Raw genomic sequence first — 14,943 nt, 5'->3', positions numbered from 1 at the left:
CCGTAGAGGAGCAGGGCACGGCGGGGTCAGGGCCGTCCCCGAAGCTCAGACCACCGGCTCAGCCGTCTCGTCGTCCTCGCGGACCGGCAGCTCGGCCGCGAGTGCGGCAGCCGCCTGGACGAGCGGGAGCGCCAGCAACGCCCCGGTTCCTTCTCCCACAGTGACGCCGTGGTCGAGCAGAGGGTTGAGTGCCATCCGGTCCAGCGCCTTGGCCTGGCCCGGCTCACCGCTCGCCTGCCCCGCCAGCCACCAGTCCGGGGCCCGGAACGCGGCCCGCTGGGCCACCAGTCCGCAGGCCGCGGCGACCACGCCGTCGAGGATCACCGGCATCCGGCGCACCGCACACTGGAGCAGGAAACCCGTCATGGCGGCCACGTCGGCGCCGCCGACCGCGGCCAGCAGCTCCAGCTGGTCGCCCAGCACCGGCCGGGCGCGGCGCAGCGCGTCGCGGATCGCCGCGCACTTGCGCATCCAGGCCAGGTCGTCGATGGGGGCGCCGCCGCGGCCGGTCACCACGGACGCGTCCGTGCCGCACAGGGCGGCGATCAGGGTGGCGGCGACCGTGGTGCCGCCGACGCTGAGGTCGCCGAGCACGATCAGGTCGGTGCCGGAGTCGGCTTCCTCGTCGGCGATCGCCATGCCGAGGCGCACTGCGGCCTCGGCCTCCTCGGCGGTCAGCGCGTCCTCGATGTCGATACGGCCGCTGCCGCGGCGCACCCGGTGGCGTACGACGTCGGCGGGCAGCAGCTCGGGGTCGCAGTCCACGCCCACGTCGACCACGCGGACGCCCGCGCCGAAGCGGCGGGCCAGCACCGCGACCGGGCTCTCGCCGTCGAGGACGGCGCGCACCAGCAGGTGGGCGCCGGCGGCCGGGCGGGCCGAGACGCCGAGGGAGGAGACGCCGTGGTCGGCGGCGAACAGCAGCACCCGCGGCCGCTCGACCGGGCGCACCGGCACCGAGCCCTGTGCGGCGGACAGCCAGTCGGCCAGCTCGTCGAGCCGGCCGAGGGCGCCCGGGGGCACGGTCAGCCGGTCGCGGCGTTCTTCGGCGTCACGCCGTACGCCCGCGTCGGGGCGTTCGATCAGATCGGAGAAGTCGTCGAGGTTCAGCCTGTCCATCTGCCGAACAGTACAGGCGGTCAGGCGGTGCCCGGGGGTCCCGGCGGGGGTCCCGGCCGGGCGGGGCCCGAGCCCCGGCGTCGCCGCCCCCGCGGGCGCGAATTCCAGCCTCGCCGGCGCCTTGGGGGCAACTTTCAGCCTCGCCGGCGTTTGAGGCGCGGGGTTTGGGGCGGAGCCCCAAGGCAACCCGGCTCCGCCGGGCACCGGGCTCCGCCCGGACCCGCGCCTCAAACGCCGGCGAGGCTGGAATGCACGCGGGGTTGCCGGGTTCCGGCCGGACCCGCTCCTCAAATGCCGGAGGGGCTGACGGGTGCGCGGGGTTCCGGGGGCCCCCAGGCGAGGCTGGTGGTACTACGGGGGTCAGAGGGGCTGGGGCGGGTGACCCTTCAGCCGTCCTTCAGGACGAGCGCTTGGCCGGCCACGACCAGGAGGACGTGCTCGCACTCGCCCGCCACAGCCACGTTGAGCCGACCCAGCTCGTCGCGGAACCGGCGCCCCGACGCGGTCGCGGGGACGACTCCGGAGCCGACCTCGTTGCTGACCGCGACGACCTGCCGGGAGGTGGCGCGCAGGGCCGCCACCAGCTCCGCGACGCGCTCGGCGAGTTGCTCGCGGCCGCCGCCCGTCCAGGTCTCGTCCGACCAGGCGCCGGCCCGGTCCATGGCGTCGGTGAGCCACAGCGCCAGGCAGTCGATCAGCAGCGGCGGGCCGTCCGCCGCCAGCAGCGGCACCAGCTCGCAGGTCTCCGTGGTCCGCCAGCTGCCGGGGCGGCGCTCGCGGTGCAGCGAGACCCGCTGGGCCCACTCCCGGTCGCCCTCGCGGGTGCCGCCGGTGGCCACGTACTCGACCGTCGGGAAGGCCTCCAGCCGCCGCTCGGCCTCCACGGACTTGCCGGAGCGGGCGCCGCCGAGCACCAGGGTGCGGCGCGGCAGGTCCGGCACCGCGTGGTACTCCCCCACCACCAGGGTGGTGCCGTCGGGCACCGCGCGGGCGCCGGCCGCCGCGAGCCGCCGGTGCAGCTCCTGGCCGGTCGGGGCGTCGTGGCCGAGGTGGACGGCGACGACGTCGGTGGTCGGGCCGACCGCGCCGGTCTCCCGCAACAGGGCCAGCCCGTCCGGGCGGCCGGTGACGTCCGCGAGGACCATGTCGTACGGGGCCGTGTGGTTGCCGCGGGCGCCTGCCGGGGAACCGCCGGGCGGCAGGTACAGCAGCCGGTCGCCGTCCGGTCCGGTCACCTCGTACCCGGTGCCGGGCGCGTCCATCGGCACGGCCCGCACCCGGTGCCCGCTGATCACCGCCAGCTCCCGTCCGTCCGGGACGCGTCCCGCGGCCGGCAGCCCCGGCGGCAGTTCCACGGCGGGCCCGCCGTGCGGATGGGTCAACAGCACCTGCCGCACCCCGGCCAGCGAGTGTCCGGCACGGGCCGCGGCCAGCACCGCCCCCGGGGTGAGGTCCAGCAGGACGGAGCCGTCGACGAGCACGGCGGTGGCCGCGCGGCTGCGGCCGCCGACGGATACCGCACAGGCGGCGCAGGGACAGCCGGGACGGGGGAGGCCTTCGGGGGCGCCGGTGCCGAGGAGAGTCAGTTCCACGAGGAAGATCCTCCCGCGTCGGCGCGAGTGGTGCGCGCCCGGCTACGCTGCGGGCAAGCTTACGGCGGACCCATCTGACCTGTGGAGGCGGACATGGCGTGGACGTGGCGGTTCGAGACGGCCGACGGATCGGAGACCTCACCGGCGGTGGAGCCGGAGGAGTTCACGACCCAGGGCGACGCGGAGTCCTGGATCGGCGAGGTGTGGAAGGAGCTCCTCGACGGCGGCGTCGAGCGGGTGAAACTGTCCGATGACGAGGGGGCGGCGATCTACACGATGAGCTTGCGCGAGGCCCTCAACGCCTGACGCGCACCCGCGCGCCCAAAACCGGCCCCCAGCCCCATCCCCTGGGGGCCGGTACCCCAACCCCCGCCGTGGCGGCACCCCGAGCCGCAGCCCGCTCCGGCCTCGCCGGTGCCCTGGGGCGCAACCCCCAGCCTTGCTGCGCCCGGGCGGCGCACCCCGCCTGGCCGGCAACTTCCAGCCTCGCCGGCGTTTGAGGCGCGGGGTTTGGGGTGGAGCCCCAAGCAACCCGGCTGACGCCGGGCACCGGGCCCTGCCCGGACCCGCTCCTCAAACGCCGGAGGGGCTGGAGAGGGCGAGGGGGTTGCCGGGCTCTGCCCTGACCCGCTCCTCAAACGCCGGAGGGGCCAAGGATGCGCGGGGGTGCCTGGCCCCGCCCGGACCCGCCCGCAAGCGCCGGAGGCGCTGAAGGGGGTGCCGGGCCCTGCCCGGGCCCGCTCCTCACGCGCCGGAGGGGTTGACGTACGCGCGTCGCGGGTGGGCGGGTTCCGGGGTGGGCGGAGGGGGGTCAGCCGCGGACGCCGCAGAGGTGGAGGAGGGCGGCTACCGCGCGGTAGGGGTCGGTCCGGCCGGCTCGGTCTTCCGCGGCCAGCAGCCGACTCCGCTCAGGCTCCTCCGGCAGCCCCGCACCGTCCCCGACGGTGTCGGTGAAGACCCGCACCCCGTACCACGCCTGCAGCGGCGCACCGATCCCCGAAAGCGTGTTCGTGAGGTGCGCGAGCCGGTCGGCCCGCACCGGCAGCCCCAGCCGGTTCGTGTACTCGGCCGAGTCGAAGGCGGCGGTCGCCGCCGCCCAGTCGCCGCCGAGCCCCGGCCGCATCGCCAGCGCGTCCGCGTTCCGTACGAGCAGGGACAGCAGCCCGCCGGGCGCCAGCATCCGCGCCAGTCCGGCCAGCATCGCGTCCGGCTCGGGCACGTACATGAGGACGCCGTGGCAGAGCACCACGTCGAAGCTGCCCGGCAGGAAGTGCGCGCCGGTCTCCCGGCCGTCGCCCTCCATCAGGCGGACCCGTTCGCGGATCCCGGCCGGCTCGCCGGCCAGCGCCTCGCGGGCGGCCGCGAGCATGTCGGGGTCGGACTCCAGCCCGGTCACGCGGTGACCGGCCCGGGCCAGGCGGAGCGCCTGGGTGCCCTGGCCCATGCCGACGTCGAGTATCCGCAGCCGCTGCCCGACCGGGAAGCGCTGTCCCACCTGCTCGTCGACCTGACGGGCGACGAGCTCCTGGCGGACGGCGTTGCGGAGGCCGCCGAGACCCGACAGCCAGGGGCCTGCGCCCCCCGCGAAGCCGTCCGCTCCGGTCAGGGCCGCTCTCCGCGCTTGACCTGCGGCTTCGGAAGCCGCAGTCGGCGCATCTGGAGGGTGCGCATCAGGCCGTACGCGACGGCGCCGCGCTTCGGCTGGTCCGGGAAGCGCTGGTTGAGCGCCTTGCGCAGGCGGAACACGAGGCCGACCGAGTCCAGGAGGATCAGGGCGATGACCACGAGCCACAGGAGCAGGGAGACGCTCTTCAGGACGGGCACGTTGATCATGCTCATCACGAGGATGATCACCGCGAGCGGCAGGAACATCTCGGCGACCGAGAAGCGCGAGTCCACGTAGTCGCGGACGTACTTGCGGACCGGTCCCTTGTCGCGGGCCGGCAGATAGCGCTCGTCGCCGCTGGCCAAGGCCTCACGCTGACGGGCCATCTCCGTCCGGCGCCGCTCGCGAGCGCGCTTGGCGTCCTCCTTACGGTCTCCGGTAGAAGCCGCCACGCTGCGGCGCTGAGACTGTGCTTCAGCGCGCTTCGGCGTGGGGCGGCCCTTGGGGGCCTGCGGGTCACGGGGCTGCTTGGAGAGGTCCGCAGTCACCTTGTCGGTGGGGACCTTCTCTTCCTTGGAGGAACGGCTACCAAACACAAAACCCAAGGGTACGGGCTACGGAGCACGGACCCCACCCCCGCGGGGAACGATCCGGCAACGACGGGCGTCTTCACGGGTGTGACTGCGGGTCGCACCTAATCCTCAAGCCGGAGGACGGAGGCACCATGCTCGTCCTCCAGGAGGAGCGCAGAAGCAGTGGAACAGTGAGCTAATGGAAGCAGGGCCCGCGTACTGTGGGTGCTGTGTGAGTGCCGAGCCGAAGTCCGTCGAGAAGGGGGCGCGCGAAGCCCATGAGCGGTGTCATGAAGCGTATGGGGATGATCTTCCGCGCGAAGGCGAACAAGGCCCTTGACCGGGCCGAGGACCCTCGCGAGACCCTCGACTACTCGTACCAGAAGCAGCTGGAACTGCTGCAGAAGGTGCGCCGCGGTGTCGCCGACGTCGCGACCTCGCGCAAGCGCCTGGAACTCCAGCTGAACCAGCTGCAGGGCCAGTCCGCCAAGCTGGAGGACCAGGGCCGCAAGGCGCTCGCGCTCGGCCGCGAGGACCTGGCCCGTGAGGCCCTCAGCCGCCGCGCATCGCTCCAGCAGCAGGTCAGCGACCTCGAGGTGCAGCACCAGACGCTCCAGGGCGAGGAGGAGAAGCTCACCCTCGCCGCCCAGCGCCTGCAGGCCAAGGTCGACGCCTTCCGCACCCGCAAGGAGACGATCAAGGCCACGTACACGGCGGCCCAGGCGCAGACCCGGATCGCCGAGTCCTTCTCCGGCATCTCGGAGGAGATGAGCGACGTCGGTCTGGCGATCCAGCGCGCCGAGGACAAGACGGCGCAGCTCCAGGCCCGCGCCGGCGCGATCGACGAGCTGTTGGCCTCCGGCGCCCTCGACGACCGGTCGGGCCTCGGCTCCAAGGACGACATCCAGGCCGAGCTGGACCGGCTCTCCGGCGGCACCGACGTGGAGCTGGAGCTCCAGCGCATGAAGGCCGAGCTGGCCGGCGGGTCCCCGCAGGCACCGGCCATCGAGGGCGGCGCGCAGAACGGCGGCACCCGTCCCGCGCAGCCCCACCGCTTCGACAAGCAGTAGGGAACGGGGCCCGTCATGATCGTCCGCATCATGGGGGAAGGCCAGGTCGAGCTCGCCGACGCGCACGTCGCCGAGCTCAACACCCTGGACGACGAGCTCCTCGCCGAGATGGAGAGCGGCGACGAGGACGGTTTCCGGCGCACCCTGCACGCGCTGCTCGACAGGGTGCGCGAGCTCGGCTCGGCACTGCCGGACGATGCGCTGGAACCCTCCGAGCTGATCCTGCCGGCGCCCGACGCGGGCCTCGAAGAGGTCCGCCGGATGCTCAATGACGACGGTCTGATTCCGGGCTGACGCTCCGGTCGGGGGCCGGGTCCGGGGCGCCGCCGATCCAGTCGTGGATCTTGCGGCCGGGCCCCGCCCACCGCCGGTCGTGGCGGTACGCCCGCAGTCCCGCCTTCGCGCGGGCCCGCGGGCGGTTCGCGTAGAACTTCCTGGCGTACGGGGAACCGGGCCGGGCCAGCCGGACCGCGCCGACCAGCGCCACGAAGGGGATCACGGTGCCGAACAGGGCCGTGCGCGCCTTCCCCTTCCACAGGGCGATCAGGGCGAGGAAGAAGTTCGTGGCCGTGTTCAAGACGACCAGCCCGCGGCTGTGCCGCTCCTCCTGGGTCAGCTCGTTCACGCCGAACGGCAGGAAACCGCCGAGCACCAGGGCCACCAGCGCGGCGGTGAGCACCACGATCTCCACGCTCTTGCGGCCCTGCTCGCTCCAGTAGACGTCGTCCAGGTGCAGCACCAGGGCGAACTCGTCGAGGACCAGACCCGCCCCGAGGCCGAAGAGCACGGCGGAGACCATCCCCCCGACGCTGTGGTGGGCGCTGCCGATCGAGCCGAACCCGCCGATGACGGTGAGGATCACGCCGGGGACCACGTGGTGGACGTGCACACCGCCCGGGGTGATGTTCTTGAAGGGGCCCCGGCCGGCCCGGATCAGGCGGGTGATCGTACGGGTGACCAGGAAGGACATCACGAACGACACGAGCGCCAGCAACAGTGGGAGCTTGCCCGGTTCGATGATGTTCCGATACCACCAGTGACCCATACCACCAGCTCCCGTTTTGGTGCGTAATGCGTAACTTACCCGGGTGGCGGGCCGGGTAGCGTTCGCGGCGATGACCGAAACGCCTCCACCCACGCCCCCGCCCGCCGAGCGGGCGCACCTCGTCGACGGCCTCCGCTTCGCCTTCGGCACCCTGACCGTGCTGCCCGCCCGGATCACCCGCTGGGACCGGCCCGCCGCCCGCACCGGCATGGCCTGCGCCCCGGTGGCCGGGCTGGTCGTCGGCCTGGGCTCGGCCGCGCTGGGCTGCGCCCTGCTGCTGCTCGGGTCCGGTCCGCTGCTCGCCGCGGTGGCCACCACGGCGGTACCCGCCCTGCTGACGCGGGGGCTGCACCTGGACGGGCTCGCCGACACCGCGGACGGCCTCGGCAGCGCCAAGCCCGCCGAGGACGCGCTGCGCATCATGAAGCAGTCCGACATCGGGCCGTTCGGCGTCATCGCCCTGCTGCTGGTCCTGGGCCTGCAGACCGCGGCACTCACCGAGCTGTACGGGGAGGGCTGGGCGCACGGCGCGCTCGCGGCCGTCGTCGCGGGGGTGACCGCGCGGCTCGCCCTCACCCTGGCCTCGCGGGCGGGCGTCCCGCCGGCCCGGCCCGAGGGTCTGGGCGCGACGGTGGCGGGTGCGGTGCCGGTACGGGCCGCGCTGGCGGCGGCCGTGGCGGTGACGGCCGGCTGCGCGGCGGCGGCGCTGCCGTTCGGGATCCCGGCGGCCGCGCAGAGCGGGGCCGCCGTGCTCGCGGGGCTGGCGATGGCCGAGTTCGTGCTGCGGCGGTGCGTGGGCCGGTTCGGCGGGGTGACCGGGGACGTGTTCGGCGCCACCGCCGAGTGCTCCGCGACGGCCGCCCTGGTGGTGCTGACCTTCGGCTGACCGCCGACGCGACGGCTTACGGCTGACGGCTGACGGCTGACGGCTGACGGCTGACGGCTGACGGCTGACGGCGACGATTGACCGCCGACGCGCCGAGCGCCGACGGCCGGCGGGGCGTGCGTCAGCAGGTGCGGCGCCAGGGGCCCAGTTCGTACTCCTTCAGCAGGGAACTCAGGCCCAGGCGCCGGCTCTGCGCGCAGAAGCGGGCCACGGGCAGCTCGTACTCGGCGTGGAAGACGGCCTTGCCCGCGCGGACGAAGGGCGTCAGCCGCTCGCACTCGGCGTACTCGGCGCACTGCTCGTTGACCGCGAAGTCGAAGTCGCCCACCAACTGCGGGATCTGGTCCAGGTCGTTCTTCAGGCCGACGGCCAGGCCGCGCTCGTGCGCGAGGCGGGCGACCAGCCGGTTGTAGCGGAGCTGGTCGGCGGCGGTCAGCGGGAAACCGGTGCGGTTGCGGTAGCCGTCCATGTTGTCCGGCTCGACCGCGTCGAAGCCCTTCGCCCGGCACATGTCCAGGCGGCGGGCCATCAGCGGCTCCAGCACGCGGATCCGGCGGATGTCGAGCCAGCGTTCGCCCTCCCAGCCGTTGGGGCGGCCGACGACCGCCCGCGGGAAGTCCCCGGCGTCCGGCCGGAAGTCCTCCCAGGCGCCGGTGGACAGGTAACAGATGACCCGGCGGCCGTCCCGGTGCAGGGCGGCCACGTCGGCGGCGCCGGTCGTGAACCCGTCGACGTCGTAGACGGGCACGTCCACCGAGCGGTCGAGGCGCCCGCTCAACTGCCACTGCCAGGCCAGTCCCGGGCGCGGCTGCCAGTGCCCGCCGGCCGGCCGCTCCCGGCCCCCGTCCCCGTCCCGGCCCTGCTTCGGATCCTGCTGCCGGCCCTGCTGCCGGTCCGGCGGCGGCGCGGTGCAGGCCGCGAGCAACAGGGCCAGCAGGACCGGCAGGAGGACGGGCAGCCGCCGCGCGGCCCGCCGGCTCATCCGGCGGGCTCCAGGGTGTGCGGCAGGGTGCCCCACGGGTGGGTGCCCGCGCCGGGCACCGCGCAGTGCACGGCGGCCCGGCGGGCCAGGGCGAGTTCGGCGGTGGGGGCGCCCGCCGGGACCGCGTACACGAGGTGGCAGAACCGCTCGGCGGGGTGGCCCGCCGTCCACTCGGGCACCACCGCCTCCTGGTAGGCGTCCCAGGGGCCTTCGAACGTGACCAGCAGGTCGGCGAGTTCGGCGAATCCGGGGTGCGGGTGGGCACCGTGGTTGAGCACGACCGTACGGGCACCCGCGGCGCGGGCGGCCACCGACAGCCGCCGGTAGTGCGGCAGCAGCTCCCGTTCGGCGGCCGCCTGGTCGAGGAAGGCGCCGTCGGCGCCGTACCAGTCCCGGTAGCGCAGCAGGTCTTGGACGACGTCGGGGTGCGGGCGGCGCCCGTAGTCGGTGTCGGTGTAGCCGAGCACCGGCACGTCGGCGGCCCGCAGCCGCTCCGAGACCGCGGCGAACCGCTCGTCGGGCGCGGCGCCGGGGCCGCTGTCGGGGTTGAGCACGACCGCGTACAGCCGGTCGGCGGACCGGATGACGGCCTCCCAGGCCTCGGGCCGGTCGGCGGGGTGCTCGTAGAGCGGCACCAGCAGCATGGCGTCCTTCTGTCTCCGGGTCCGTTTCGGTGTGCGCATCGATGTCGCTCAGCGGTGGGCCGTCGCGCGGCCGAGGAGTACGCAGACCAGGGCGGACAGCACCGCGGCGGCCACGGCCGCCACCGCCGCCTGCACCAGCCTCGGGTGTCCGGCGCCGGTCAGGAACGCGGCGCTCTGCGCGGCCGCGGCCAGCGCGCACACCCCGGCCGCGAGCCGGACCGCGCCGAACGACTGGAGCAGCAGCCCGGTCCACATGACCGCGCCGAGCAGCAGCAGCGTGGCCAGCCGGACCCCGCCGAGGCCGGGCGCGCCGGGCCACAGCAGGGTGCCGGTGACGCCGAGGGCCAGCAGCACGCACAGGTAGACCGCCAGGCAGCGGGCGAGGGTCAGCGCCATCTGCCGCCGGAAGCCGGCGGGGGTGCGGGCGGAGCGCAGGCCGGCCAGGCTGCCGCTGCGGAAACGGTGCAGCAGCCATTCGGCCGGGCCCATGCTGAGGGTGAGCGCGACCGCGGAGGGGGCGGCGGCGGCCGCCGCGGGCCCGCCCGCCAGCACCTCGCCCAGCGCCGCGTACAGCACGAGCACGCCGGTGCCCAGCCCGAACACCCCGTACGGCACGGAGTCGGTGAAGCGGGGGCCGCGCGGCACGAACTCGTCCTCCGCGCCCCGCAGCATCCGCCAGCGCACCGCGCCGCCCGGCACCCGGGCCGCTCGCCGGTCGCGCAGCCGGGCGGCCGCGGCCCGGGCCCCTTCGGCGACCGGGAGTTCGCGGACGGCCAGCGTGCAGGCGGCCAGCAGCGAGAGGGCCAGCAGGGCCACCCGTACCGGTGTGGGCAGGCCGACGGCGAGGGCCACGAGGGAGCCCACGGCCATCGGGGCGAGCGCGCACAGCAGCAGGCGTTCGCGGCCGAGCACCAGCAGGACGGTGGCCGCGCCGACGTAGCAGGCCTGGCCGGCGGCGAAGGCCACCGAGAAGCCCGGGCCGGGCACGGCGAGGGCGGCCGCGCCGCCGAGCAGCGCCCCGGCGGGGGCGCCGACCAGCAGGGTGCGTCCGGCGGCGGCCCGGTCGCCCAGGCCCAGCCAGGAGTACGCCCGGTGGGAGAGGGTCTGGTCCCAGACCCAGCCGATGAGCGCGCCCGCCAGCAGGGTGAGGGTGCCCGAGGGCAGCCCGAGGCGGTCCGGGGGGCCTTCGAGCAGCGGCGCCCCCAGCACGTACGCCAGTCCGGGCAGCGCGAAGACGACTCCCCGCAGGAGGCAGGCGACGAGCGAGACCTTCCAGGGGTCGCCGCCGCCCTCCGGTTCGGGGAAGGCCCGCGGCACCCGCGCGTACAGCGCCTCGGCGAGGGCGAAGGAGTCGTGGCGGCCGTAGGTGAGGCGGATGTGCTCGTCGGTCATCCCGTCGGATTCCAGGATGGCGGCGATCTCGTCGGGGTGGACGGCCGCCTCGACGAACCGTTCCAGCCGGGTGGCGAGCTCCTCCATCGGGTCGGCGGCCGCCGCCGGGGCGCCGCGGCGCGGGCGCGGGATCAGCGCCAGGGTGTCGTCGCCGGAGCGGCTGCCGGGCGTCAGCCACAGCCCGCCGCTCACCAGGCGCTCCCGTCGGCGGCGAGCTCCCGGTACCAGGGGTCGGCCATGGTCCAGGCGTCCTGCGAGGCGCGCGGCGGGTCCACCGGCACGGGGCCGCGGGCGAGTTCGCGGTAGATGTGGCGGAAGCCGTCGACCGAGCGGTGCAGGGTGAACTTCTCGACCACGCGCTGCCGGGAGAGCCGGCCGAGCTCGGCTCTTCGCTCGTCGTCGCGCAGCAGGGCGAGGGTGGCGCGGGCCATCAGTTCGGGTTCGCGGGGCGGGACGACGAGGCCGGTGTCGCCGACGGCCTCGCGGACTCCGCCGACGTCCGTGGAGACGGTCGTGCGGCCGCAGGACATGGCCTCGATGATGCTGAAGGGGAAGCCCTCGCTGATGCTGGAGAGCATCACGATGCTGCCGGCCGCGTACGCCTTGGCGACCTGGCTGATCCTTCCTTCGTACGTGATTCCGTCGCTCACACCGAGTTCGGCGGCGAGTTTCTCCAGGCGCGTGCGGTAGTCCTCGCAGCCGGCCGGGACCGGGCCGAACAGCCGCAGCCGCAGGGCGGGCAGCTCGGCGCGCATCAGCGCGTACGCCCGGACGAGGGTCTCCAGGTCCTTGATGGGGTCGATCCGGCCGCACCAGCTGAGGGTGGGGACTTCCGGTTCGGCCCCGGCCTCGGGGAAGACGTGCGGGTCCACGCCGTTGTAGACGGTGCGGATCCGGTCGGCGGGCGCGCCGCCGCGCTCTTCCCAGCGGCGGTTGTACTGGTTGCACGGGGTGATGAGGTCGGCCTGCCGGTAGCCCTCGGAGTTGAGCTCGCGGTAGAAGCCGAGCATGAGCGCCTTGACCGGCCAGCGCTGGGCGGCGCTGCGGTAGCCGAGGTAGCGCTCGCGCAGGTAGATGCCGTGCTCGGTGAGGAGGAACGGCACCCCGTCGAGGCGTTTGGCGGCGAGCGCGGGCAGGGTGGCGAGGCCGCTGCTGACGGCGTGCGCGACGCAGTCCTGCGGGATGCGCACGGACAGCGGCCGCAGCGCGTGTTCCAGCAGGTCGGTGGCGGTGAGCGCGTCGTGGATGGTGGGGCGGGCGGCGGCGGTGGCCAGCCCCGGCCGCACCCAGACGGACATCAGGGTGCGCAGGACGGACTCGGAGCGCATGGCCGTCGAGAGCCGCCCGGCGCGGGCGAGTTCGGCGAGTTCGTACAGCGCCGCCGAGAAGCCGTCGGTGCCGGGATCGAGCAGGGAGTGCAGGAACCGCTCGTACGTCTCGGTGAACCGGCGGTGGGCGCGGCCCCGGAGGGGTGCGCGGCGGCTGCGGTGCGGCGGCGGGCCCCAGAGCGGTACGGCGCTGTGCCGGTACACGTTGCGCGGGAGTTCCCAGGTGACGGGCTCGCGACCGGTGCCGGTGAGGGCGACGACGTTGAAGTCGACCTCCGGCATGCCGCGCACCAGTTGGTCGCACCAGGTGCTGACGCCCCCGTGGACGTGCGGGTAGGTGCCTTCGGTGAGCATGGTGACGTGACGCCCATGACTCATGCGGTGTGTCCCCCCAGGACGGAAAGGTGCCGGCGCCCGTCTGAGCGGGAAGAGCGCCGGCGCATGGTGCGGCAGTGTGCTGTTGTGGCGGTGCTGCGTACGGGTCGGACGTACGTGTCAGACGTACGGGCCGGGCGTACGGGGTCGGACGTGGTGCCCGGTCGGGCGGCGGTGGCCGACCGGGCGGCGGCGGGGCCGGGTCAGCTGGGCAGCTTCAGGGTCACGGCCGACTGGAGCAGTTCGGGCTCGGTCCACGCCGAGCGGGCTCCGGCGTAGGCGCTGCCGTAGACGGCGGTGCCCAGGAACAGCTGCTTGCGGGTGCCCTCGGGGGCGGTGACCGGGGCGGTGACCCCGGCGGGCGCCTTGACGGTGACCGTGGTGCCGATCCGGTAGGCGGTGACCTTGCCGGCGGCGAGGGCCTGGTCCCAGGCGGCGCGGCGGCCGAGTTCGGTGCCGAGGTCGCGCTGGCGCTGGTTCACCAGCGGGGTGTTGGCGGCGAACAGGGTGCGGTAGGTGTCGATGACCTCGTCGAGCACCGGGTACAGGATCCGGTCCTCGGCCAGGTTGGACTGGTGCACGTAGTGCGGGCGCGGGTCGTTGGCGAGCACGTGCCGCAGCGCGGTGCGGGCCTCCTGGGGCACGATGTACGAGGTGTAGCCGGTGGCGGTGTCCAGCGGCTGGGGCAGGCAGGTGGAGGCCGGGTTGGACTCGCAGATGCCGCTGCCGCCGTCCTCGCTGCTGCTGTAGATCCAGTTGTACTCGTCGGCCATCTCGGCGCGGGTGCCCGTGTTGTAGTACACGTTCATCGGGTGCCGGGGCACGGTCAGGGCGCTGCCCACGGCCCGCTGCCGGGGCTCGCGCGAGTTGTCGCTCGCGATCCACTTGACCCCGTTGTCGGCGAGCGCGCCGGCCAGGTTGGGGTTGTCCTGCGCCTGCTGCGGCAGGGTCTTGAGGCCCGAGTGCTCGCCGGTGACGAGTTCGCTGCGGTCGACGGAGATGCCCTTGCCGACGGCCCAGTTGTGGTTGTCGCGGATCTGCGCGGAGATCTCGGAGCGGCCCATCCACTGGGTGCCGCCCTGGGCGTTCACGGTGCAGGTCCACGGCACTGTGGTGACGTCCTGGACGCAGCCGAGGAAGGGGTGCGTGAAGGTGTGGTTGATCCACCGGTACTTGGCCCGGTCGGCGACGAGCTGCGCGGTGAGGGCGTCGGCGCCGCCGTTCTCGGTCTTCCACTCCTCCCCGGCGCCCGCGTTGTAGACCATGTCGAGCGTGAAGCCCTTGGTCTGCTGCCACTGGGCCGCGTACTGGGCGTCGGCGGCGGTCATCCGGATGGTGCTCTCCTGGCCCTCGCCGCCGGCGCAGGCGTAGTCGCCGGGCGTGCAGTCGAGGTCCGGGTTCCAGCGGGCGTCGGGCGCGAAGACGTCGTCGACGTGCACGGCGAAGTAGTTGCGGCTCTGGCCGAGGTGGACGCCCTGGGTGAGCCACTCGACCATGCCGCGGGCCAGCAGCCGGTACTGCCGCTGGTACTGGTTGTAGCCGAAGGTGACGACCAGTTCGGTGCGCCCGTCGTGGACGTACTCGCCGACCAGCGAGGCCCGTCCGGAGCCGACCGGCGCGTCCAGGTAGCTGGTGTAGCCGGGGCGCGGCCTGCCCATGAACCCGTAGCTCTCCGGAATCAGGGCGGAGTTGTCCTCGAAAGTGACCGGACCGCCGAGGTAGCCGAACGGGCCGGCCTTCCCGGCGGCGGTGACGGCGGCCTGCGTGCCGTCGAGGGTGCCCGCGTACCCGCCGTTGTCGGTGTACTCCAGGCCGACGCCCGGGTGGGCCCACGTGTACGCGTCGATCTGGCGGATGCCGAACGCGCTCTCGTACGCGGCCAGGGCGGCCATCTCGGCGGAGCCCGCGCCGAACGGGTCCTCGCTGGGCAGCACCACGCCCTGGTACTTGGCGCGCGGCCGGCCGTCGACCGTGTCGCTGAGGAACGCCGCGTCGATCACCGGCCGGCCGCCCTCCCCGAGGCCGATCCGGGTGTACGGCACCCCGGTGTCGCGCAGTTCGGCGGTGACGGCCTCGACGGCGCTGCCCCCGTCGTCGACGACCAGCACCTTCAGGTCGATCCGGGGCGTGAGCGCCTCTTCCGCGGCCTGCGCCGACACCGCGGGTACTGCTACCGAGACGAGCGCTGCCGCAACGCATGCGGCGGCAGCGCGGTTCATCCGGTTCCTGTTGACCATGGTGGCCTTTCCCCCCGCAGCAGCCCGACCCGGCGGCCGTGGGGAGGCCGAAAGGGTGAGGCTCTGTGGAAATCATGCAAAGGAACCCCGCGTCC

Annotated in this window: 14 protein-coding genes; 4 read left to right on the top strand and 10 right to left on the bottom strand. The window is 74.4% G+C overall.

Features of this window, described 5'->3' with window-relative positions:
- Window positions 1-45: 45 nt before the first annotated feature.
- Window positions 46-1,110 (bottom strand): nicotinate-nucleotide--dimethylbenzimidazole phosphoribosyltransferase, encoded by a 1,065-nt coding sequence (gene cobT / locus OG764_RS25435; protein WP_328973162.1) that lies wholly within the window; start codon window positions 1,108-1,110, stop codon window positions 46-48.
- A gap of 395 nt (window positions 1,111-1,505) precedes the next feature.
- The gene (locus OG764_RS25430) at window positions 1,506-2,711 is read right to left on the bottom strand and encodes a bifunctional adenosylcobinamide kinase/adenosylcobinamide-phosphate guanylyltransferase (protein ID WP_328970742.1); all 1,206 of its coding nucleotides are present in this window, start codon (window positions 2,709-2,711) and stop codon (window positions 1,506-1,508) included.
- A gap of 93 nt (window positions 2,712-2,804) precedes the next feature.
- Here OG764_RS25430 and OG764_RS25425 point away from each other — a divergent pair, with 93 nt between their 5' ends.
- Complete coding sequence (locus OG764_RS25425) at window positions 2,805-3,017, top strand: hypothetical protein (protein WP_328970741.1); 213 nt, start codon at window positions 2,805-2,807, stop codon at window positions 3,015-3,017.
- Between the two features lie 505 nt (window positions 3,018-3,522).
- Here the strand turns inward: OG764_RS25425 and OG764_RS25420 are convergent.
- Together OG764_RS25420 and OG764_RS25415 are read right to left on the bottom strand one after the other, a co-directional pair.
- Complete coding sequence (locus OG764_RS25420) at window positions 3,523-4,275, bottom strand: methyltransferase domain-containing protein (protein WP_328973161.1); 753 nt, start codon at window positions 4,273-4,275, stop codon at window positions 3,523-3,525.
- Window positions 4,276-4,313: 38 nt separating this feature from the next.
- A complete protein-coding gene (locus OG764_RS25415; protein ID WP_328970740.1) occupies window positions 4,314-4,913 on the bottom strand; it encodes a DUF3043 domain-containing protein in 600 nt (199 codons plus the stop codon).
- 254 nt (window positions 4,914-5,167) lie between these two features.
- Between OG764_RS25415 and OG764_RS25410 the strand changes: the two genes are divergently transcribed.
- Together OG764_RS25410 and pspAA are read left to right on the top strand one after the other, a co-directional pair.
- Window positions 5,168-5,959, top strand: coding sequence for a PspA/IM30 family protein (locus OG764_RS25410; RefSeq protein ID WP_328970739.1), 792 nt, complete (start codon window positions 5,168-5,170; stop codon window positions 5,957-5,959).
- 15 nt (window positions 5,960-5,974) lie between these two features.
- Window positions 5,975-6,253: a PspA-associated protein PspAA gene (gene pspAA / locus OG764_RS25405; RefSeq protein ID WP_328970738.1), complete on the top strand. Its 279-nt coding sequence runs from the start codon at window positions 5,975-5,977 to the stop codon at window positions 6,251-6,253.
- On the opposite strand, the gene OG764_RS25400 is transcribed toward pspAA, so the two are convergent.
- Window positions 6,225-7,004 (bottom strand): hypothetical protein, encoded by a 780-nt coding sequence (locus tag OG764_RS25400; RefSeq protein ID WP_328970737.1) that lies wholly within the window; start codon window positions 7,002-7,004, stop codon window positions 6,225-6,227. The two genes, pspAA and OG764_RS25400, sit on opposite strands and share 29 nt — an antisense overlap.
- A gap of 70 nt (window positions 7,005-7,074) precedes the next feature.
- Here OG764_RS25400 and OG764_RS25395 point away from each other — a divergent pair, with 70 nt between their 5' ends.
- Entirely contained in the window at window positions 7,075-7,890 is an 816-nt protein-coding gene (locus OG764_RS25395; RefSeq protein ID WP_328970736.1) for an adenosylcobinamide-GDP ribazoletransferase, read from the top strand.
- A 121-nt stretch (window positions 7,891-8,011) separates the two neighbouring features.
- On the opposite strand, the gene OG764_RS25390 is transcribed toward OG764_RS25395, so the two are convergent.
- The 5 genes from OG764_RS25390 to OG764_RS25370 all read right to left on the bottom strand — a co-directional run bounded on the left by OG764_RS25390 (window position 8,012) and on the right by OG764_RS25370 (window position 14,848).
- A complete protein-coding gene (locus OG764_RS25390) occupies window positions 8,012-8,872 on the bottom strand; it encodes an endo alpha-1,4 polygalactosaminidase (RefSeq protein ID WP_328970735.1) in 861 nt (286 codons plus the stop codon).
- Entirely contained in the window at window positions 8,869-9,516 is a 648-nt protein-coding gene (locus tag OG764_RS25385; RefSeq protein ID WP_328970734.1) for a spherulation-specific family 4 protein, read from the bottom strand. The genes OG764_RS25390 and OG764_RS25385 overlap by 4 nt, the downstream gene beginning before the upstream one ends.
- Before the next feature lie 48 nt (window positions 9,517-9,564).
- The gene (locus OG764_RS25380; RefSeq protein WP_328970733.1) at window positions 9,565-11,100 is read right to left on the bottom strand and encodes a hypothetical protein; all 1,536 of its coding nucleotides are present in this window, start codon (window positions 11,098-11,100) and stop codon (window positions 9,565-9,567) included.
- Window positions 11,097-12,614 (bottom strand): GT4 family glycosyltransferase PelF, encoded by a 1,518-nt coding sequence (gene pelF, locus OG764_RS25375; RefSeq protein WP_328970732.1) that lies wholly within the window; start codon window positions 12,612-12,614, stop codon window positions 11,097-11,099. Before pelF ends, OG764_RS25380 begins: the two co-directional genes overlap by 4 nt.
- A gap of 200 nt (window positions 12,615-12,814) precedes the next feature.
- A complete protein-coding gene (locus tag OG764_RS25370) occupies window positions 12,815-14,848 on the bottom strand; it encodes a hypothetical protein (protein WP_328970731.1) in 2,034 nt (677 codons plus the stop codon).
- Between the last annotated feature and the right edge of the window lie 95 nt (window positions 14,849-14,943).

Source organism: Streptomyces sp. NBC_00239 (assembly GCF_036194065.1).
GTDB lineage: Bacteria > Actinomycetota > Actinomycetes > Streptomycetales > Streptomycetaceae > Streptomyces.
This window is presented reverse-complemented; position numbering and strand designations above follow the sequence as displayed.

Bases quoted from the DNA above. Each gene is read 5' to 3' on its own strand.
- OG764_RS25425 (WP_328970741.1), top strand. From the start codon at position 2,805: ATGGCGTGGACGTGGCGGTTCGAGACGGCCGACGGATCGGAGACCTCA.
- OG764_RS25410 (WP_328970739.1), top strand. From the start codon at position 5,168: ATGAGCGGTGTCATGAAGCGTATGGGGATGATCTTCCGCGCGAAGGCG.
- pspAA (WP_328970738.1), top strand. From the start codon at position 5,975: ATGATCGTCCGCATCATGGGGGAAGGCCAGGTCGAGCTCGCCGACGCG.
- OG764_RS25400 (WP_328970737.1), bottom strand. From the start codon at position 7,004: ATGGGTCACTGGTGGTATCGGAACATCATCGAACCGGGCAAGCTCCCA.
- OG764_RS25395 (WP_328970736.1), top strand. From the start codon at position 7,075: ATGACCGAAACGCCTCCACCCACGCCCCCGCCCGCCGAGCGGGCGCAC.
- OG764_RS25390 (WP_328970735.1), bottom strand. From the start codon at position 8,872: ATGAGCCGGCGGGCCGCGCGGCGGCTGCCCGTCCTCCTGCCGGTCCTG.
- OG764_RS25385 (WP_328970734.1), bottom strand. From the start codon at position 9,516: ATGCTGCTGGTGCCGCTCTACGAGCACCCCGCCGACCGGCCCGAGGCC.
- pelF (WP_328970732.1), bottom strand. From the start codon at position 12,614: ATGAGTCATGGGCGTCACGTCACCATGCTCACCGAAGGCACCTACCCG.
- OG764_RS25370 (WP_328970731.1), bottom strand. From the start codon at position 14,848: ATGGTCAACAGGAACCGGATGAACCGCGCTGCCGCCGCATGCGTTGCG.